This is a genomic window from Salinibacter sp. 10B, assembly GCF_002954405.1.
Taxonomy (GTDB): Bacteria; Bacteroidota; Rhodothermia; order Rhodothermales; family Salinibacteraceae; genus Salinibacter.
The window spans coordinates 3,597,397-3,617,696 of the sequence record NZ_MQWC01000004.1; the positions used below are offsets into that span (position 1 = coordinate 3,597,397).

General features: G+C 62.6%; 16 protein-coding genes. 7 read left to right on the forward strand and 9 right to left on the reverse strand.

Annotated elements, in window-relative coordinates; translation table 11 throughout:
- The first annotated feature begins 23 nt into the window (after positions 1-23).
- The 4 genes from BSZ35_RS14680 to cimA all read left to right on the forward strand — a co-directional run bounded on the left by BSZ35_RS14680 (position 24) and on the right by cimA (position 4,933).
- Positions 24-641, forward strand: a complete 618-nt coding sequence (locus tag BSZ35_RS14680; RefSeq protein ID WP_105013143.1) for a 3-isopropylmalate dehydratase small subunit — start codon at positions 24-26, stop codon at positions 639-641.
- Positions 642-767: 126 nt separating this feature from the next.
- Positions 768-1,475, forward strand: a complete 708-nt coding sequence (locus BSZ35_RS14685; RefSeq protein WP_105013144.1) for a class I SAM-dependent methyltransferase — start codon at positions 768-770, stop codon at positions 1,473-1,475.
- A 35-nt stretch (positions 1,476-1,510) separates the two neighbouring features.
- Positions 1,511-3,229 (forward strand): dihydroxy-acid dehydratase, encoded by a 1,719-nt coding sequence (gene ilvD / locus BSZ35_RS14690; protein ID WP_105013145.1) that lies wholly within the window; start codon positions 1,511-1,513, stop codon positions 3,227-3,229.
- 96 nt (positions 3,230-3,325) lie between these two features.
- On the forward strand, positions 3,326-4,933 hold the full coding sequence (cimA, locus tag BSZ35_RS14695; RefSeq protein WP_105013146.1) for a citramalate synthase: 1,608 nt from the start codon (positions 3,326-3,328) through the stop codon (positions 4,931-4,933).
- 3 nt (positions 4,934-4,936) lie between these two features.
- Here the strand turns inward: cimA and BSZ35_RS14700 are convergent, their stop codons facing one another.
- Both BSZ35_RS14700 and BSZ35_RS14705 read right to left on the reverse strand, forming a co-directional pair.
- Positions 4,937-5,419: a hypothetical protein gene (locus BSZ35_RS14700; protein WP_258096609.1), complete on the reverse strand. Its 483-nt coding sequence runs from the start codon at positions 5,417-5,419 to the stop codon at positions 4,937-4,939.
- Between the two features lie 273 nt (positions 5,420-5,692).
- Complete coding sequence (locus BSZ35_RS14705; RefSeq protein WP_105013147.1) at positions 5,693-5,977, reverse strand: DUF2470 domain-containing protein; 285 nt, start codon at positions 5,975-5,977, stop codon at positions 5,693-5,695.
- A gap of 211 nt (positions 5,978-6,188) precedes the next feature.
- Between BSZ35_RS14705 and trxA the strand changes: the two genes are divergently transcribed.
- Both trxA and BSZ35_RS14715 read left to right on the forward strand, forming a co-directional pair.
- Positions 6,189-7,001 carry a thioredoxin gene (gene trxA / locus BSZ35_RS14710; protein ID WP_105013148.1) on the forward strand — a complete coding sequence of 271 codons (813 nt, stop codon included), beginning with the start codon at positions 6,189-6,191 and terminating at the stop codon, positions 6,999-7,001.
- Between the two features lie 307 nt (positions 7,002-7,308).
- The gene (locus tag BSZ35_RS14715) at positions 7,309-7,725 is read left to right on the forward strand and encodes a thioesterase family protein (protein ID WP_105013149.1); all 417 of its coding nucleotides are present in this window, start codon (positions 7,309-7,311) and stop codon (positions 7,723-7,725) included.
- A gap of 147 nt (positions 7,726-7,872) precedes the next feature.
- Here the strand turns inward: BSZ35_RS14715 and BSZ35_RS14720 are convergent, their stop codons facing one another.
- Positions 7,873-8,847: a phytanoyl-CoA dioxygenase family protein gene (locus tag BSZ35_RS14720; protein WP_105013150.1), complete on the reverse strand. Its 975-nt coding sequence runs from the start codon at positions 8,845-8,847 to the stop codon at positions 7,873-7,875.
- Between the two features lie 140 nt (positions 8,848-8,987).
- Between BSZ35_RS14720 and BSZ35_RS14725 the strand changes: the two genes are divergently transcribed.
- On the forward strand, positions 8,988-9,866 hold the full coding sequence (locus tag BSZ35_RS14725; RefSeq protein WP_105013151.1) for an AraC family transcriptional regulator: 879 nt from the start codon (positions 8,988-8,990) through the stop codon (positions 9,864-9,866).
- On the opposite strand, the gene BSZ35_RS14730 is transcribed toward BSZ35_RS14725, so the two are convergent.
- The 6 genes from BSZ35_RS14730 to BSZ35_RS14755 all read right to left on the reverse strand — a co-directional run bounded on the left by BSZ35_RS14730 (position 9,860) and on the right by BSZ35_RS14755 (position 20,245).
- Complete coding sequence (locus BSZ35_RS14730) at positions 9,860-10,936, reverse strand: phosphotransferase (RefSeq protein WP_258096619.1); 1,077 nt, start codon at positions 10,934-10,936, stop codon at positions 9,860-9,862. The two genes, BSZ35_RS14725 and BSZ35_RS14730, sit on opposite strands and share 7 nt — an antisense overlap.
- A gap of 100 nt (positions 10,937-11,036) precedes the next feature.
- Positions 11,037-11,834 (reverse strand): 5'-methylthioadenosine phosphorylase, encoded by a 798-nt coding sequence (locus BSZ35_RS14735; RefSeq protein WP_105013153.1) that lies wholly within the window; start codon positions 11,832-11,834, stop codon positions 11,037-11,039.
- A gap of 83 nt (positions 11,835-11,917) precedes the next feature.
- Entirely contained in the window at positions 11,918-14,947 is a 3,030-nt protein-coding gene (locus tag BSZ35_RS14740; protein ID WP_105013154.1) for a TonB-dependent receptor, read from the reverse strand.
- A 180-nt stretch (positions 14,948-15,127) separates the two neighbouring features.
- Positions 15,128-15,883, reverse strand: a complete 756-nt coding sequence (locus tag BSZ35_RS14745) for a DUF2064 domain-containing protein (protein ID WP_181149360.1) — start codon at positions 15,881-15,883, stop codon at positions 15,128-15,130.
- A 98-nt stretch (positions 15,884-15,981) separates the two neighbouring features.
- Positions 15,982-16,752: a DUF3047 domain-containing protein gene (locus tag BSZ35_RS14750; RefSeq protein ID WP_105013156.1), complete on the reverse strand. Its 771-nt coding sequence runs from the start codon at positions 16,750-16,752 to the stop codon at positions 15,982-15,984.
- Between the two features lie 253 nt (positions 16,753-17,005).
- A complete protein-coding gene (locus BSZ35_RS14755; RefSeq protein ID WP_105013157.1) occupies positions 17,006-20,245 on the reverse strand; it encodes a hypothetical protein in 3,240 nt (1,079 codons plus the stop codon).
- Between the last annotated feature and the right edge of the window lie 55 nt (positions 20,246-20,300).

Below are 20,300 nucleotides of genomic sequence, written 5' to 3' on the forward strand. Positions count from 1 at the left end.
ATACGCAACACGCAACACATAATATGAGCACTGCGAAAGACAAAGTCGTCACTCACGTAAGCGGCTCAGCGGTTCCGGTGCGGGGCAACGACATCGACACCGATCAAATCATCCCTGCCCGATTCATGAAGGAGGTCACCTTCGACAACATGGGCGAGTATGCGTTTTATGATGCTCGCCGGGACGACGACGGCAACCTGAACGACCACGCGATCAACCACTACCCGAACGGGGAGATTATGGTGGTGAACCAGAACTTCGGGTGCGGCTCCTCCCGCGAGCACGCCCCGCAGGCGCTCATGCGCTGGGGCATCGACGGCCTCATCGGGGAGTCGTTTGCGGAGATCTTTGCGGGCAACTGCCAGGCCCTCGGCATTCCCACTGCCACGGCCGACCACGACACAATCGAGTGGATCATGGAGCAGGTGGAGGCAGATCCCGCGCTCGAACTGACGCTCGACGTAGAGGACGAAACCGTGACCGTTGGAGACGAGACGGTGGACGTGACGGTCAGCGACGCCCAGCGCGAAGCCTTGCTCCAGGGCGTGTGGGACACGACGGCGCTCATGAAGAGCTACATGGACGAGGTGGAGCAGACTGCGAATTCGGTGCCCTACCTGAATGGGTTTTCTGAGTGCTGAGCAGTGTTGCTCTACGTGTGTTGCGGATTTCGTATTGCGTATTTGCGGTGATGTCCTCCCCGAGTGCCAGAAATACGAAATACGGAATACGCAATAATCCCTCGCTCTCCTTCCGACGATTTGAACATGGAGAAATCCTCGGTCAACGACATTCGGGCGCGGTTTGACAACGACGTGGAGCGGTTCGCGTCGCTCGAAACGGGGCAGCAGAGCTTCGTGGATGCCCGTGAGGTTCTCGACCGCACCACCCGAGCGGCCGCCGCTACCAGTCCCTCGGCTACGCACCTGCTCGACGTTGGGTGCGGCGCCGGCAACTACACCCTCAAGTTTCTGGAGCACGGACCGGAGGTGCACGTCGACCTCGTGGACCTGAGCCAGCCGATGCTCAACCGGGCCGTCGAACGGGTGGGCGCGACCACGTCGGGCACGGTGCAATCCATGCAGGCCGACATTCGCGAGTGCGCCCTGGAATCCGAGCGCTACGACGTGATTCTAGCCGCAGCGGTGCTACACCACCTTCGTACCGACGCGGAATGGGAAGCGGTGGCGGCGAAATTCTACGACGCTCTCCGTCCCAGTGGGGCTCTCTGGGTGGCAGACCTCGTGGATCACGATGCACCTCCCATTCGCGACGTAATGTGGGACGAATACGGGACCTATCTCGAATCCCTCGACGGGCCCTCGTACCGAGAGGAAGTTTTTGGGTACATTGAGCAGGAAGACACGCCGCGCCCGCTTCTGGAGCAGATCGACATTTTCCGAGAGGCCGGATTCCAAACCGCCGAGATTTTACACAAGAACACGACCTTCGCCGCGTTCGGTGTGATGAAGTAGTCCGCGTGCGGCGGTCACCCTAGATTGACGACATTATGGCTGACGCATCGACGAATGGGCATTCCAAAAAAATCCAGAGCCAGGAGGTCACCGACGGCATGTGGTGTGCGCCCTCACGCGCCATGTTTCGGGCGATGGGCTACACCGACGAGGACCTCGACCAGCCGCTGATTGGCATTGCCAATCCGGCGGCCGACGTGACGCCCTGCAACGTGCACCTCGACGACGTGGCCGACGCCGCGCGCACCGGTCTCAAGAATGCCGGTGGCACTCCGATCGGCTTTGGGACCATCACGGTGAGCGACGGCATCTCGATGGGGACGGAGGGCATGAAAGGGTCGCTCATTTCCCGCGAGGTGATTGCTGATTCGGTGGAGCTTGTCGCGTTTGCGGAGCGGCTCGACGGCCTCGTGGTCCTCGGCGGCTGCGACAAAAACATGCCGGGTATGATGATGGCGGCCATTCGGGCCGACCTGCCGAGTGTCTTTCTCTATGGCGGTTCGATCATGCCGGGCAAGCACCGGGGGCAGGACATCACGATCCAGAACGTTTTTGAGGCGCGGGGGGCGGTGGCCTCGGGGCAGATGACCGAAGAGGAACTCGACGAAATGGAGCGTCACGCCTGTCCGGGGGCTGGCTCGTGCGGCGGCATGTTTACCGCCAACACGATGGCGTCGATCAGTGAGGCAATCGGCTTTGCGCCGCTGGGGAGTGCGAGTCCGCCGGCGGAGGATGAATCGCGCTACGAGGTGGCGCGCGAATCTGGAGAACTGGTCGTAGAAGCCCTGGAAGAGCGTCGCCGACCGTCGGACTTCCTCAGCAAGAAGTCTTTCGAGAACGCGATTGCGTTGCAGGTGGCCGTGGGGGGATCCACGAACGGCGTGCTCCACCTTCTCGCGATGGCGGCGGAGGCGGGCGTCGATCTCTCCATCGAGGAGTTCGACGAGATCAGCCGTCGGACGCCCAAGATCGGCGATTTTCAGCCCGGGGGGCGGCGCGTAATGAACGATCTCCACGAGGTCGGCGGCGTGCCGGTCGTGCTGAAAGAACTGTTGGACGCCGACCTGCTGCACGGCGATGCCCTCACCGTGACGGGCGAAACGCTTGCGGAGGCGATCGAGCGGATCGATCCCCCGGCGATCGCAGACCTGGACGTTGACTACCTCTACACCGTCGATGAGCCGAAGAACGAGGAGGGGGCCATCCGCATCCTCACCGGCAACCTCGCGCCCGACGGGGCCGTGCTCAAGATTACCGGGGCCGATGACCTTCGGTTCGAAGGGACGGCCCGCGTCTTTGAAAACGAAGAAGAGGCGACGGCCCACGTGCAGAAGGGCAATATCGAGTCCGGCGACGCCATCTTTATCCGAAACGAAGGGCCGAAAGGGGGGCCGGGCATGCGCGAGATGCTGGGCGTGACGGCCGCGCGGGACGGGCAGGGACACGCCGAGGACGTGGCCCTCATCACCGACGGACGGTTCTCCGGGGCGACGCGGGGCCTTTCAATCGGACACGTGGCGCCGGAGGCGGCGGCCGGTGGGCCCATCGCTGCCGTGCAGGACGGAGACACGATCATCATCGACATTCCGGAGCGGCGACTGGAGATTGATCTCACGGACGAAGAAATAGAGGAGCGGCTGGACGACTGGTCGCCCCCTGCTCCGCAGTACAAGACCGGCGTGCTGGCAAAATACGCGACCCTCTTCGGCTCCGCCGCACAGGGCGCCATCAGCAACGTGACGCTCGACTCGTGAGACGTGAATCGTGAGACGTGATAGCGGTCGCGTTCATTAATCGACCCGTCCGCGTCGCGCACATACGCCCACACTCCCATACGCACACAGCAGACAATGACGGACGCAGTCGAACTCTTCGACACCACCCTCCGCGACGGCACCCAGGGCGAGCACGTCACCCTCTCGGCCCACGACAAGGTGCGCATTGCCCAGAAACTGGATGCCTTCGGGATTGACGTGATTGAGGGCGGCTGGCCAGGCTCCAATCCGAAGGATCAGGCGTTCTTTGAGGAGGCAAAGGGCATTGAGTGGGAGCACGCGGCCATCTGCGCGTTTGGCTCCACCCGCCACGCCTCCAACGCGCCCGCCGACGATCCGAATCTGCAGGCTCTCATTGAGGCGCAGACCGATGTCGTATCGATCTTTGGCAAGTCGTGGACGCTGCACGTGGAGCAGGCCCTCGGCATTTCGCTGAAAGAAAATCTGGATCTCATCCGCTCGTCCGTCGCCTTTCTTCGTGAGCATGGCAAGCGCGTGATCTACGACGCCGAGCACTTCTTTGACGGCTACGCCGACCATCCGGAGTACGCCCTCAAAACGCTTCGGGCCGCGGCGGAGGCGGGGGCCGACACGCTCGTGCTCTGCGACACCAACGGCGGCTCGCTCCCGCACGACATCCACGAGGTGACGGCCACGGTGCACGGTGAGGTGGAGACGAGGCTCGGCATTCACGCCCACAACGACGGCGGGTGCGGGGTGGCCAATAGTCTGGCGGCCGTGCGAGGCGGGGCGCGGCACGTGCAGGGGACCATCAACGGCCTGGGCGAGCGGTGCGGCAACGCTGACCTGTGCTCCGTCATTCCCGACCTGCAACTCAAGATGGGCTACGACTGCGTTGAGGAGGAGCAACTGACGACGCTGGCCGACCTGTCCGGCTTTACGAACGAAATCGCGAATCTCGACCCAAACGACGGCGCGCCGTACGTGGGGCGCAGTGCCTTCACGCACAAGGGCGGCATTCACGTCTCCGCCGTCATGAAGGAGCCGAGCACCTACGAGCACGTAGAGCCCGAAGCGGTGGGCAACCGCCGCCGCGCACTGGTGTCCGACCTTTCGGGCAAGAGCAACATCCGCTACAAGGCCGACGAGATGGGGCTTGATCTCGACTCGGACGATGCGGCGCAGGCCGTCGAGCGGATTAAAGAGCTAGAGCACCTCGGCTACGAGTTTCAGGGCGCCGAGGCCTCCTTTGAGCTGCTGTTGCGCACCATTCAAGGCGATGTCCCCGACTTCTTCGACCTGGAGCGCATGCGCGTGTGGAGCGGACAGGACGACGAGGGGGATCAGACGGTCGAAGCCTCGCTCGCCCTCACGGTGCAGGCGCAGCGCACGCTGGCGGTGGCGGAGGGGAATGGACCGGTGGACGCGCTTTCCAACGCGATGGGGGAGGGGCTGGAGTCCTTCTATCCGCACCTCGACGACGTACATCTTACCGACTACAAGGTGCGTGTCTTGACGCCGCAGGACGGAACGGGGGCCACGGTGCGTGTTCTCATTGAACACAGTAACGGCGCGCAAACCTGGAATACCGTCGGCGTTTCGGCCAACATTCTCGATGCGAGCTGGCAGGCGCTGGCCGACGGCGTGCGCTACTTTCTCCTACACGCGGCCCCGGAAGGGGACGTGGAATCTTCTGCCGAAACGGACGTGGCCGCGGCCTGAACGTTACGCGACCTTCTCTGGAGACGACGGGTTCACGTCGGCGGGCTCGGGGATGGAGTCGCCCGAGGCAGCAAGCCGATCCTTCCCATTGAGAGCAGCGTCGGCCTCCTGACGCGTCCGTACCGCTTTCGACCAGGCCGCGTTCAATAGCTCATAGTCGAGGGCCTGCCAGTCCTCCGGTACATTCTCCACGCATTTGAAGCCGTAGGCGACGGGGGAGAGGCTGGCACGCGGCGCACTGGACATGGAGATGAGGTGAGAGCGACCCAGTCCGAGCCGAAACTCGCCGTGCAGCTGGCCCAGAATGCAGTGCTTTCCATCGTCGAGCTCCAACGTCTCGGAGTCTACACGTCGATGCCACCCCGGGTCGAAGTCGTCGAGGTACGTGGCTCCGCGCTGTACTCGCTTGCGGACAGCCTCAGGGGTGATCTGCTGTGTGCGGCGGGCCTGCCACCAATCGCGAACGCGCTCAAGGAGGGTCAGCATAGAACGAGGTCGGATCGGACGAAAATCAGTGGATGTCTATGTACCATGAGGAGACTCCGGGGATCCATTTCGCCAGGGGCGAGGTATTGGATTCTTGTTTGGAGTGTTGTCGAGAGAGGGGGAGAAGGGCGTGTGGGAGCATGGGGGCGGCACTACGAATTTTTGCTTCCTATCTGTGCTCCCTTTCGCCCACGCTCCCGTGCTCATCCTGGCACGAGAGGAAAAGAGCCTCAGAGCTACCGTGCATTGGTTTGTTGACCGACGCTTGGAGGCTTACCCCCGCGCATTCAGGGCCATATCGACGAGCGCCCGGTGGGCATCCTCGGGCGTGTGGAGCGACTCGTTGAAGTCAATCCGGAGCTCCTTTTGCCCGTTGGCCATATCGACGTCAAGCGTGATGCCCTCTGCGTCGATGTCCGTCATGCGAGCCGCCGTTGCGCCCGCTTCTCCAGCGTAGACCTGGGCGAAGAGCAGCAGGTCGTCCGCGTGCTCTTCGTTCATGTGGTTGATGATGCGGGTGGCATCCTCTTCGGAAAGAACGTGATCGCGGTGTTCCATTGAGAGACAGGAGGATATGGTGGAAGTTAGACAATGATCATACGTCGTCTAGACTGAACATGTTGGCGGAGATCGAAGGGGGAGGGCGGTCACTCTGAGAGAGGAGTATTCGGCGGGATTCAAAACTCCTCTTGAAGCGGGAAGCAATTTTCAGAGTGCTGCGTGAGATACACAAACATTCATCGTCCGACACCAATTCTCCGTTTCCGTTATGGCCTACGAGGTAGACGACTTTCAGCAGGATGTCATTGAGACGAGTGAGGAGACCCCGGTACTCGTCGATTTTTGGGCGCCCTGGTGTGGGCCGTGCCGGCAGCTGAGCCCGGTACTGGAATCGCTGGCGGAAGAGGCGGACGACTGGATCCTTGTGAAGGTGAACGTGGACGACAATCAAGAGCCCGCGCAGGCGTACGGCGTCCGCGGCATTCCGGCCGTGAAGCTGTTTGTAGACGGTGAGGTGGCCGCCGAGTTTACCGGGGCCAAGCCCGAGCACGCCATTCGCACGTGGCTGGACGAGAACATGCCGAGCGAGGAGAAGGCGCGCATTGAGAAGGCCAAGGAGGCGCTCGACGACGGGGATCGGGAAGAAGCCGAGCAGCAGTTGTGGCCTGTTCTTGAGGAGAATCCCGATCATAACGAGGCACAGGTGCTCATGGCGCGGGCGCTGGCGTTCAAGGATCCCACTCGAGCACAGGCCCTCGCCGAGGCTTCAGATGTAGCCGATCCGACGCTCCGACAGGTGCGCGATGCTGTGCAGACGCTTGCGCGCCTTCTGGAACTCGCGGACGAATCCGACGGGCTTCCGGACGGGGACGGACACGACGAGTACGCTGCCGCTATCGAGGCCCTGGCCGACCATGATTACGACGCAGCGCTCGATCACTTCATCGACGTTGTACGGGTCAATCGCGACTACGACGACGACGGTGCTCGGAAAGCCTGCATCGCGCTCTTTACGCTTCTCGGGGAGCAGCATCCGGTCACGCAAGAGCATCGCCGCACGTTCGACATGGCGCTCTACTAACACGACGGTGCTATTGAAAATGTCTCTATGCGACGGAGAAAGACACGTTCGTCGCTCTGAGCTTGACTCAGAGCCCATCTATTGATTGTGGAGACCTCTACTTTTCGGCTGAATGGGCTCCAAATCAAGTTTGGACATCTAGATGTCCAGGAGCGACGATGGAGCTCACTTCTCACGTTTGGAGAATGGTTCCACGCCAATTCAATAGCACCACCCGTACGAACTGCGAAGTTCGGAGTGCGGAATTTGGAATGAGAAACGTGAAGAATTGACCCGCCCACCTCCCCACGCACTCACATCGGCACCCATGTCAGCAAAACCGGATGACCTTCCCGACGCCGCCCAGCACGTTCACACTGCCACCGTCCCTGTGCGCTGGGGGGATCTCGACGCAGCGGGACACGTCAACAACAGTTGCTTCTTTACCTACTTCGAGGAGGCGCGGGTGAACTGGCTCGGGACGGTGCTCGACGGGCCGCTCTTTACGGAGTCGGGGCCGGTGCTTGCCAATGCGACCTGCGATTTCAAGCAGCCCCTGACCCATCCGGCCACGCTCATCATTGAGGTGTACGCGACTCCGCCGGGGCGTTCGAGCATGAAGACTGCCTACAAGGCAATGCTCGAGTCGTCCGGGACAGTGGTGGCGACGGGTACGGCTGTGCTCGTGTGGGTCAGCGTGGCGACGGGCGAACCGGTGCCGGTGCCCGATCTGGGACTGCGGTAGCACGGGCAGACGCCAGGTACTCCGACTGAATTCCAGGTTGCGTGGTCGGACTGTGGATCTGCGGGAGTGTCTGAGAGTCGAGAGGGATGTCCACGTAGCGCCGTTGGAGTCCAACGGCACTACGCGAGCGACCCTGTTCATTTGATTTCATTCATCCCAGGAGCGGCGGCCCAGCAAGCGCTCCCCCAGATCGGTCAGCTCCGCGCGATCATAATGTTTCTTTTCCCATTCGCGCGGGTCTCCGGGAAACGCGACGCCCTTCGGGTGCTCCTGGTTTTTCCACGAGTGAATCCGACGCTCACGGGCCTCTTCATTCCCTTCGGCCGCGGGGTACATCGATACGTACTGCGCCATGCGGATCTTCTCGTCGGAGGTGTTGGGTCGGATGCCGTGGGGGAGGAGCGAGTTGAAGATCACGAGGTCGCCCGCTTCCATTGGCACATGCGTGGGCTCTAAGTCGCCCAGGTCCGGGTGGAACGGATCCCGGTTCTCCGGTTGTGAGTCGATCCAGTCGTCGAGGTTGTGGAAGATCTCCGGCACGCACTGAAAGCCGCCGACCTCGGGACCGGCGTCGGTGAGTGCAAGGACGCCCTGGACGTTGATGGGGAGCGGATCATCTGACGTGTCGACGTCCCAGTGGATAAAGCCGTCGGATGGGTCGGCTTCCGGGTCTGGCGTGTTGAGGTTGGCCCGGTCGATCGACACCCAGAGCTCTTCCCGGTCCCAGATGTCGACGAAGGCGTTGTAAATGCGGGGCGTCTGTCGGGTGTCCCAGAGATACTGGTGATTGTAGATCTCGACCATTCCGTTTCCGGAGAGCTCTTCCATCTCGTGCGCTCTGCGGTCCCCGATATTCCACGTCGAGGGATCGTCCGGGTCCATGTCCTGAAACTCCCAGAGAAGGGCCTTCAGCCGTTCGACGTGGGCGGCCGGAATGGCATTGGGGATGACCACGTAGCCCCAGTTCGTCCACTGCTTCCAATCTTCCGCCGAGAGCACGCGGCGTGGAAGGGTTTTCTCGATGTCCCTCAGTTGCGTGTCGAGGACCTCGGACTGATTGCCCTCGTGGTCGGGGGTTGCGTTATTCTCCTCTTGCTCAGCGGTTGCGGCGGTATTTTTCATGGTCTCAGGCCTCTGTTGGTGATTCGAGGGGATCAACGTGCTCCCAACATAACATTCCGCCGACCGCCAGAATTTGCGTATTATGCTCATTGATAATACTATTCTGCTGTTTCAAAAGGTGAAATGGCCACACTGGGACCATGAAACCCCTTTTTGAGAATGTCACCGTTCCTCAGGAGTCGTCCTGGGCGCTGCTCAATCGGAAGCTTCCTGAGGGCATTCCCTTCGAGTGGCATTATCACCCGGAGTTTGAGCTGACGCTCACGATGAACAGTCGGGGGCAGCGGTTTATCGGGGATCACATTGGGGACTACAAGGATGGCGATCTGGTGCTCGTCGGCCCCAACCTTCCGCACACGTGGGAGTCGCAGGAGCAGGACGATCCCACGGAGCCCCACGTGGCCATCGTGATGTGGTTTTCGCGCGAGTGGGTGTCCACGATGAGCCAGTCGTTTCCTGAACTCAGACCAGTGGCCCGCCTCCTTCGCTCGGCTGGGCGAGGGCTTTCCTTTGGAGAGGACACCGCAGCCGAGATCCGGCCGCGGGCGACGTCGCTTCCGGAGCTTGATCGGATGGAGCGCCTTCCGGTCTTCCTTTCCATTCTCGTACAGCTTACCCAGGCCGCGAACCCCGAGCCGCTGGCCTCGGTCGCGCCGACGGAGGAGATGCATCACCCCGATCAGGAGCGGGTGCGGCATGTGCTCGATCACATCCATGAGCACTACACGGAGGAGATTCCAATCGCCCGGCTTGCGGAGATTGCCTGCCTCAGCCGGTCGGCGTTCTCGCGCATGTTCAAGCGGACCCTGGGCGTCACGGTCACCGAGTACATTAAGAAGCTCCGGATCGGCCGCGCCTGCGCCCTGCTCATCAAGGATCAGCGACTGATTTCGGAAATTGCGGGAGCGGTCGGGTACAACAACCTCTCGAACTTTAACCGGCAATTTCAGGACGTGAAGGACGAGACGCCGAGCAGTTTTCGAGAGACGTATCGGGAGCGATTCCAGCCGGATCAATGATTCCCTGTCGGGAGAGAGTCTATGCGGAGTTCGAAAGCATTCGGTGAGCGAAGCGTGCGCGCCGCTTTGGAAAGGGCCTCCTGCACCGCTGGGTGGCCCGGGGGGAGACCAGCGTAAACGTAGCCGTCCTGAAACGGCCCTACGGCCCGCACCAGAATTTCGGCACCAAAGTGAACGGCGGCATCTCGCTTTTCCTGGTCCGTCCAAAGCGTCGAGTCCGCCTCCCCGAGTGCATCGCGGTACGCTGTGAGAAAAGCATCCCACAGGGACGCCATGGCGTCGGCGACGGCCGCGGAGGGGGCCTGATGGGCCTGCATCCAGAGGTGCGCGCGCAAGTGCGCTACGTCCTGCAGGGGGCGGCCGTAGTGGGCCAGCTCCCAGTCAATCAGACGCAGTCCTTTTTCCTGTACGAGGACGGACGAGGGCCACAGGTCGCCCATCGTGAGGCACTCTCCGGTCTCCAGCAAGGCGTCGCCCAGGGCCTCTGCTCGTGCACCAAGAGCCTCCGCATCGTCCACGCCGCCCATTTTTAGCATTTCCGCAACGCCCCGGTACTGTACCGCGAGGCGTGTCTCTTGCATGGGGCGGTTATCGAAGGTCTCCGCATATTCGGGGCAATTGTGCGTTGTGGCATGGAGGCGGCCAATGAAGGTGCCGAGGTGCTGTCCAAGAATCGGGGCCGTCGCTTCCACTGAACACGCGTCACTGCCTCGAAGCCAGCGGTCCAGCGTGGGGAGGTCTCCGAGGTCCTCCATGAGGATCACGTGCGGGTCCTGCGTGGCGGCGAGGAGGCGGGGTGTACGCACGTGGGCAGACGTGAGAGTGGCAAGTTGGCCGCTGTCCAACGCGTTCAAGCACCGGGCCTCGATGTCGAGCCGAGACGGATCGAGCGGAGTATCTGGATCTGCGGCGATGTAGGGGGGGGCGTATTTCACGATCACGGGCCGATCGGTTCCCGGCACGCGCCAGACGATGTTGAGGTTGCCGTCCGGCAGTTGCGCCGGATCTCCTGTCGGCGTAAAGTCCGGCAGGTGCGCCTGAAGGTAGGGCAGTACGTCGTCGTCAGTCACGGGCAGACAAGAAAAAGTGGATCTGGACGAAGAAAACCACAACCGGCTCACGCACCACGAACTACGCAATACGGAATCCGCAACGCTCACGCATCACGAATCACTCATCATCCCCGAACCGGTAGATCGTGTTCGGAAACTCGACGGGCTCTCCCTCCTGCAGAAACGCCGTTACGATGCGCTCTTGCTCCTCGCGGGATCGGTCGAGGGTTGTTGACAAGGCGTCTTGCTCGGGCGGGGCCCGATCCGGAATCGAGTACTTGTGCCCCACCACGAGTCCCGCACAAGGAATCTCCAGTTCATTTGCCAGCACGACCTCTGGCCCTAGGGTCATGGAGTTGACCTGTGCGCCGAGCGGCGGCAACATGCGATTTTCGGCTGCCGTCTTGGAGCGCGGTCCCTGCACGTACGCGAACACGACGTCGTTGGCCACCGACGCGCGCACCTGGGCAGCCCAATCGCGCACCTGTTCGGTGAGGTCGGTTGCGAATAGGCTGTCGTTGATGACGAGGTGGCCGTGGTCATCCGACGGTTCGGTGAACATGGTGCAGGCGCTGCCGTCCGGGAGGCGGTTCTCGGGCATGAGGAGATCCTCGACCAGCAGCGGGCGGTAGAGGGGGACGTCGGCATCCAGTACGCCCACCGAGCTGGTGACGAGCAGCGCCTTGCAGTCTACGGCATGGAGGGCCGCCGCCTGTGCTCGGTAGTTGATCTGATTGGGAAGAAGGCGATGCGGCACCTCGTGGCGGAAGAGCACGTACGCAGGCCGCTCCGTATCTAGTACCCGGTACAGCGTCTGCGAGCCCCAGTCGGTCTCAATTTGTTCGGGCTTCAGGTCGAGCTCGTCTGGGAGTGAGTCGGAAAAGGCACTCCCCAGAATGGCGGCAACTGCACTCATGTCTTAGTATGTAAGTGGGAAAGGATCTAGGGATGAAGGTAGAGCAATCCCCCCCACACATGCACACGTCCATCCCTTCACACTTAGAATTCGTACCGCAGCCCGAACTGAAATTGCCGCGGCGGTCCAGCGTTCTTTTCTCGAATGTTTGAGCCGGGCGGGCCCACCTGAATCTGGTTGCTCTGCGTGGCGTTATTGGCGTAGCCGCTCAGGTTTTTCGTGTTGAGCACGTTGAACACGTCGGCCCGAGCCACGACCCGACCGCCGCGCGTCGGCCACACGTATTGCAGGCTAAGATCGAACCGATACGACCACGGCAGGCGTCCACTGTTGCGCGAGGCCCCCGGCCAACGGTCGCTGTTGCCCACGTAGGCCGCGCCGTACTCGCGCCCGTCCCCGTTCAGGTCGCGCGTACCGAAGACGTCGGCGTCCGGCACCCAGTTGATGGGCTGGCCGCTTTGGAGCAGGCTCGCAAGCGTGACCCGCAGCCGGTCGTATGGGTACACCGTCCCATTGGCGGTAATCACGTGTCGCCGGTCGTTTACGGAGGGGCCCCATTCGTCCTCGTACTGATTGGCGGTTTCGGCCTGAAAGTTAATGTCGTCGGTGTTGTTGCGGAGGCGGGAGAGTGTGTAGCTGAGACGGCCGGAGTACCAGTCGTCGCCTCGGTCCTTTACGAGGTTGAGATTGGCTGCCCAGTAGCGGGCTTCGCCTTTCGTTTCCGTCATGGTAATGCTTCGACCTCCCGGAATCGGGCGCGTCGCGTCGGCCTCCGCGGGCGTTCGCACGAGGTCCGCCGGATTGCGATCCGGATCCTGACGGGCCGCCGCCAGTTCCTCCGCAGAGATGTCATAGGGCGTCGGGGCATTGAGCTCTCGAATGCGGAAGAGATCGTAGGAGCGCGTGTGAATGAGGTCCACGTAGGCGAGCCATTCCCCGCCGAACTGTCGCTGCACGCCCACGGAGAACTGATGCGTCTGCGGGTTCTCGTAGCCGTTTGGGTTGAGAATTCGGCGACTCCCACTGGTTGGGCGTACGTCGGAGGGCTGCCGCAGGTATTCCGTCGTATCGCGCTGGGCCGTCTGTGTGCCGTTGAAGGTGACCTCTCCCACGTCCGTATCGCCCGGCAGAACGCCGTCGTTCACGAGGGCCCGAACCTCTTGTCGAAAGGCGAGAGCGTCGGAATTGCGCTCCAGGGCATCGCTGACAACCGAGTACACAATCTTGTCGTAGAAGATGCCGTAGCCGCCGCGCAGCGTCGTGCGCTCGTCAATCGCATAGTTGAGGCTCAGGCGCGGGGCGAGGTTGTTATAATCGGCTTCGTCGCTGCCTCCACCTCCCTTCGAGAGGCTGTCGTAATCGTAGCGGAGGCCCGCCGTCACCGTGAGGTCGGAAAGCGGCGAGAACTGGTCTTCCACATAGAGCCCGACCAAGTCCTGCCGCCGACCAAACGTCGAGGGTCGGAGCTCCACCGCGTAGTTTTCTACACTGAACTGGTCCTCAATGGGCCGGAGATCGGTCGGCATGAGGTTGGGCCCGAAGCCGTTGAGGCTCTGAAAGGCGCTGACGGCCGCATCGTTCGTAAGCCGCACGGTGTAATTTCCGTTCGGGTTTCCTCCCCCCGCAAGGGTGTGGTCGGACGAGAGAAGATCGAGCCCCGCCTTCAGGGTATGGCTGCCGAGCTGGTACGTAAGCTTCTGTTGGAACTGCAACGTGTTTTCGACACTGTCGAATTGATAGCCCGGGTGGCCCAGAATGGCGATGCTCGTGCCCGACGGATCCTGCACAACTACTTGCGGCGTGTTCGGATTGGCTGGATTGGCGTAGTCCCAGTTGAACCAGCTGTACTGCAGGTTGCTCTCGTAGACGAGGCCGTCGGCCGCGTAGGTCGTCTGCACCGCCGCATGGATGCCGTCCCGCCGCTGCGTATTGGCCGCACTGGCAAACTGAATGCCGCCGGTGAGGCCACCGCCCTGCCGGTCGATGCGCACGCGGTTGGCGTTGAGGCGCACTGTCGATCGCCACTGGTCAGTCCAGCGGTGATCGAGCCGAGCGGACAGGTAGGTGAGCTGATTCTGGCCCTGGATCGTTTCGTCGACATTCAGGTCTCCAACGCGCAGGACGTTGTCTTTCCAGTCGGTCGTGTGCTCCAGGTTGACGAAGAAGAAGGTTTGGTCTTGCACGACCGGGCCGCCCAGAGCGAAGCCGGCCTGGTGGCGCTGGAAGCCGCTTTTCACCGAATTGCCCGAGAGGTCGCGTTGCGTGGGCGTCTCCTCCCCGAATTTGCCGTCGATGGAGGGGCCGGGCCGTGTGAGGTAAAAGCCCTCGCCGGTCCACTCGTTGCTTCCGGACTTCGTGGTGACGTTGAAAATCCCGTTCCCGGTGCGCCCGTACTCCGCAGAGTAGGTGCTGGTGAGGACCGTCACGTCCTTCACCATGCCGGTGGGGACTTCAAACTGCGGCCCGCCCAGGAACTGCTCGTTATTGTCCATCCCGTCGATCAGGTAGTTCGTGTAGAGGCCGTTGGCGCCGTTGATGCTCACGTTGGGGGCCTCGGCGAAGAAGCCGGTCGCGGGCGTCACGTTGGGCAGGCGGTAGAGCGACTGCGTGAAGTTGCGACCTTCAACGGGGAGGTCTTCGAGAGACTGGCCCGAGAGGCTCGACGACACCTCGGCATTCACACGGTTGACCTCGGCGATGCCCTGATTGCCCTCGACCACCACCTCCTGCATTCGAACCTCGGCGATCGGGGTGAGCAGCAGGGTCACGCTTCGTGTAAAGTTGGAGCGGAGTTCCAGCCCGGAGACCCGAGCGGCATAGAAGCGGTCACTTTCCTCGACGAAGACGGCGTAGCTGCCGGACGTGGAGAGCCCTCGCCACTCGACGCGACCCCGCGCATCGGTTCGTTTTTGGGCCGTGAGGCCGATGCCCTCGTTCACGAGGTGGACGGTGGCGTTGGGGACGGCCTGGTTGGCCTCGACGTTCACGACGTGGATGTCGAGAGCGGCTTGGCCGTAGGCGGTCGGGGAGAGGCCCCCGGTTGCGACGCTTAGAAAAAAGAACGCAAGAAGAGAGAAAACGCGAAAAGGGGGGGCGGGAAGTACATCCTTCATAGTGGACGGGGGTTGGGCATCCCGGAGAACGGTACGCACGCACGGATCCCATATCGGTCGGGGATGAGGGCCTCAGACGGGGCCGTCATTGCGTGCGAGGACCCACGGGAGTGAGACAGAGGGAACGTTCGGGGAACCGATTGTTCATGGAGCCGGACGGAGGGCAACACGGAGGAGGCCTCACGTCCGCGACAATCGCTCCACAGAAGCGACCAGGTCCCGTGGGGGAGCCCGAGAGCGACGGCACGATACCCGTCGTGCCGCCGTGGCTTCTTCGAGATGCCGTCCGCGCCCATTTCTGCCCAGTACGCGACGGAGTTGGGCGGCGAGAATGGGGGGCAGCGGTGTAGAGCCGCGCAGGAGGGAGAGAAGCTCCTGATGTCCGTTTACGTCGTTCCGGGCGGAGAGCCTGGCCGGCGGTGTGCCTGCACGTTCGGTCAAATGTTGGGTGAGGTCCGAAAGCAGGGTGGACGACTGCCACGGCAGCGTCTCGAAGGACTCCTGGTCGAAGTGCTCGCGCCGCAGTCCGATCAGATAGGTCCCTTCATCGTCGGCCGTCGGACCCAGAACGGGTGTCCCCGTGGCCAGTTGTTCGGCTACGGCTGTCCAGTGTACTTCGTGGAGGGTAGGGCAGTCGCTTCCCACCACAATGACCTGCTCGTATCCCTCTTCGAACGCGTCGGCGACAGCATTCGAGAGACGAGAACCGAAATCCTCTCCCCGCTGATGAGCGTCAGTGGCCTCCAAGACGGGGAGGTCGCTGCTCATCACGGCGCGCCGCGCGTGCTGGTAGAACGTCGTTGCCACTTCCCGGTGCTTCGCGAGGTCCTGCCGCACGAACCGTTTGTTCTGCCACTCGCGCTCGGGGCGGTGGCTGAAGAACAGGAGGGCGGTATGAGCGGGAGGAGATTCGATGGTGCGCGGTGGGGTAGGCAAAGAATACTGCGCAGGAACAACACGAGTTAGAGGCATCACTGCCCGGAACGTTACGACCAAAGTTTGAGCATCGCGTTAACCCTGCATCCATGTAGGGCTCATGGGTCTGTTGGGAGGGGGTTCTCTGTCGATCGAAACACAATGTCGCCGTAATACGCCGTCGCTTTTCCGTTCGTGTTGTCGGTGTCCGTCATGATGGCGACGCCGTTGACCGGCGGTGGGTCGCCGCCGAACGCGGCTCGGTAGTCCTCCAGTACGTTGCGGCGCTCGGTTTGCCACTCTCCGGCGTGCTCGTTGCCGCTCTGTACGGGGACCATCATCACCCAGTCGGTGAACGCATTCGCAAGCATTGTGTCGCGGGGGATGCGATTGGCCCAGACGTAGTTGAGGGCGCGCGTTGGGAGCTGGTCGTACCCCAGCGCGCGAAGGGCCGTGAGCTTCACCCGGTCCGTAAAGCCGAGGTCCTTGTAATCGAACGTCACGTAGAGACGGGCCGCATAGTCGTCGCCGTCTTTCGTACGGGCGTTGCCGTCCTTGACGATACTGTTTACCTTCCAGCGCCACTCCAGCACCGGATATTCAGTGAGGTCAACGTGCTGCTCTGTGGCAAGGCCTGCGGCCCCCCCGTTGCTTCGGGCGCGAACGACCGTCCCACGGTCGGTCTTCACGAGGTCGTACTGCGTCTTCGCGTCGATCTTTGCGAAGGAGATGGGCTGCCAATCGTCCGGTCGCGACTGCGATGGATCCTGCTCCGAAAAGGAGCCTACTTCCAGGATGTCGGGAGTCCCCGTTGCGGCAATTTCGAGGACGGCGAGGACGAGGAGACCGGACAGCCAGGCAGTGGGACACTGCGGCATGTCAACCTCCATTCTTTTGAGAAGAGAGTGTGCAGGCCTCCTTACGAGATTTTCCCCGATTGGACTCCTTTGTTGGTAGGCCTCTCCAGATTGTTACACCAGGGGGCAATGCACGGCAATCGCCCCGTGCCTCAGGGACGAGCCTCTATCCTCGTTCTATGCACACTGCCGACTCGCAAACGCCCTCACATTCGAGATGGAAAGAAGAGACATGCGGCAGGCGGGCCGCCGTTATTCGAATCAAAAGGGGAGGGGCGATCGCTTGTCAGTGCACGATATTTCGGCTACGGAGAACCCGGGTCACAGGGTGAATGAGGAGAGGGCGGATGCGGTATCGGGTTTCGTACTCGATCGAGGCAAACTGAAAGACACCCGGGCCCTCCACCCGCTCGGCGGGAGCAATGACGAGTGCATTGCCCAACGTTTCAAGGAGGGAGCGTCCGGTGGCGGGCGAGACGCCGAGCACGCTGGACAATTCCTCGACTGTAAGCGTGCCGTGCTCCAGCAGGGCCTTGAGGGCGAAGGCGTGAGGAAGAGGAAGCGTGTCGAGCACATCGAACGATACAGGCTGCAGGGGGCGCACACGGAGAGTGGCGGCGTCCACGTCCAGCGTCACAGATCGAAACCAGTAGAAAAGGGCGAGCATGACGTTTTGCCCACAGACATCGTGCAGGCGGTCAAAGAACTCGGTTCGCAGGAGGGCTTGGCGGCGGTCCTGATCGTCGATGGCGCGCAGGCGACGGCTCAGAATGGGGGAGTTTGTCTCGTCCGGCATCTCGAAGGAGAGGCCGAGCCCGCTACGCTGGTGGCGCGTCATGATAAGTTCTTCCAGTTCCGTCCGGTCCAGCGGGTCGAGGCGGTGGCGAGCCACGAGGCGAGCCGCGGCCGGTTCACTTGCCTCGATGAATTGCCACGCTGCGTCCGTGGTGGTGGCAATCCAGAGCACTCGTGTGTCCGTCTGCGAGAGAAAATCGAGAATGCGGGTGCCAAGTGCCGTACCACCCACCTTGCGATGAAAGACGTGCTCGAACTGCTCAATGAAGCACACGCGCAAACGGTCGGGGACGGGTTGGGACTGGAGGTGGTTGGCTACGGCCTCGAGGGTGAAGTCTGAATCGAAGGAGAGGCCCAGTGCCCGCACGACAGCCTCAGCAAAGTGGGCCTCACTCGTCACCCGTTCCGTGAGCTCGATCGTGTGGCGCTGTGCCGTGCGGAAGGTGGTCTTGCGCAGAACATTGAGAAGGCTGGTGCGGCCGCTGCCCGCCGGTCCCGTGAGGACGAGGGCATTCGTGAGGCCCCGTTTCCAATGCTCTACGTGTTGCTCCACGGCGGCACGGTCGGTCGCACGGGCGACGAGCAGGGTTGGGTCTTGGATGGGCCGGAAAGAGAAGAGGCGTCGGTACACGAGCGGAAGATCCGCTAGCACCGCGTCCACCGTCGAGAGAGCATCTACGGTTTGACGCAGGGCAGCCTCGTCCACCGGCTGCGTACCAACGGCCGCATGACCGAGACGGACGAGGCGCTGGGTCTGTCGCTGGGCGCGGTGAAGAACGCGTTGTAGCTGAGTGGTGGTCGCCCGAACGTGTCGTGTGGTTTCTGTTGCCAACCAGCGCGCGCCCCGTACCAACTGGCCTTGGAGGTGGAGCACGTGCGCCCGGGCCTGTCCGGCCGCACGCATCCGATCGTGTAGGTCTGTCCAGGTGTCTGTGGTGGCCCGCCACGTATCGTGTACGACAGTTCCCGCAGCCGGCCCGGTGGTCGCGTCGTTGGTTTCAAGAAGCGAAATCGCCCGGTCGAGTCCATCGAGCGCAAGCTCCCGCGCATGCTCGACGTACGCGTCGTCCGGCTGGTCGTGGCGGCGGGCCTCCCGGAGGTCCTGCAATTCCTGCAGGGCGGCTCCGAGGTGGAACTGCACGACAGCCTGCACCTCCGTGGCGCGCTCCGTAGTGGTCTCGACCGCGTCGAGTACGGGGACGAGGGCCGAACGCCACGCATCGAAGAGAACCTCGTCGAGGACTGCCCGGCACCCCTCCTGCCACGCCAGCGAGTAGGCCTCCGTTGGCTCGACGGTCGTCGTATCGGGAGGGGAAAGCGAATGGATGACGAAGCCTTCCGGTTGTTCGTCGAGCAGGGCGGCGATGGCCGACCGGTGCGACTCGACAACCGCCTGGGTGGTCCGGCGGGGTGTGCACTCGCGAAGGGGATGGAGAAGCTCCCGATCGAGAACGTCAAATCCGGTCTCGGCCTGATGGTCAAAGGCTTGCAAGAGATCCAACTCTTTGCCCGGATCTGGAGGGGAGAGCAGCGCATCGATGTCGTTGCGAAGGGTGCGAAGTTGCTCCACGGTGGTCTCTGCTGCGGAGCGAGCGGGGGTGAGGCCGGCTTCGAGGAGGTCTGCGACGAGGGTGTCGTGCTGATCGGTCAGGTCGTCGTGGAGCGTGGCGAGGGCATCGAGGAAGGTGAACCGATGGATGACCTCGTCGAACCAGTCGGGCCATTGGTTGAGACGATCTCGTCGTTCCGTATTTTTTCGCTTCAAAGCGCGAGGGGCACGCGACGACCGCCGGTCCGCCATGAACGAATCCGCCCGATTGGCAGCGTCCCGGAGGCGATCCAGGAAGAGCGTGACGCCCTCCGAGAGTTGTGTCTCTACGTCGTCGAGCTGAAGGGCTCGACCGTCTTGGAGGCACTGGTGGAGGGACTGAGCCCGATCGGTAATGTCGGCGTATAGGGCCGAACGGTCGGCATCCATGACCCCAGAGGTGGGATCGGGACTTGGAGGGGGCGTTGTGACCTCAGTGTCGGGGGCATGATGCTCGGGGCGGTCCAGGAGGCGCTCAATCTCCAGGAGTCGATGCGTCCAGGCGACGGCCTCGCGTTCGAGCCGGGCCGTCCACTGCACGATTCGTTGCTCGGCGGCGTCGAGGGCGTCAGCGTGCGTTTGGGAAAGCGTCCGGGCGGCATGGCGCGCCACCAGTGCCGACATTGGAACGGTCTGGGTTTGGGGAGACGTCTTTCCCCACAGAAGGCGGACACGACGCCATCCCCGCACGATCGCCTTGCGGGTTCGAGTCCATCCATCGTCCGACGGATCGTGGGTATAGAGAGAGTCCGGCTCTGGGCGGGAGATTTCCTCCGGCACGTCCGCGGCCAGTGAGGTACGTCCCTCCCGCACGGCCCGGCACTCGTCGCGGAGGAGAGTGCCGAGGTCCAGGTCGGCGAGGTGGGTACGGAGCGGACGCCACACGGCCGTCATCGTCTCCCGTCGGTATTGGCGAACCGCCTGCCAAAGGGGGCGTCGCCGGGGCGTTTCCATGTGCAGTGGTGTTCGGGCGTCGTCGTGAGCCTCAAGGACACGGTCGAGCATGGCCTGCAGCGGGACGAGGCCGTCCGTCCGGAGCGAACTGAGGTAGGTGGCGTGATGCGTACGGAGCGTCGCGGCGACACCGTCGAGTACGGTTTCGACGGTGGGCGACGAGGCGGACGAGGAGGGAGGGCAAGACATGACGCAGGGACGAGAGGCCGGCAGGCAAGGACGAGACGCTCAGCAGAGGAGACGG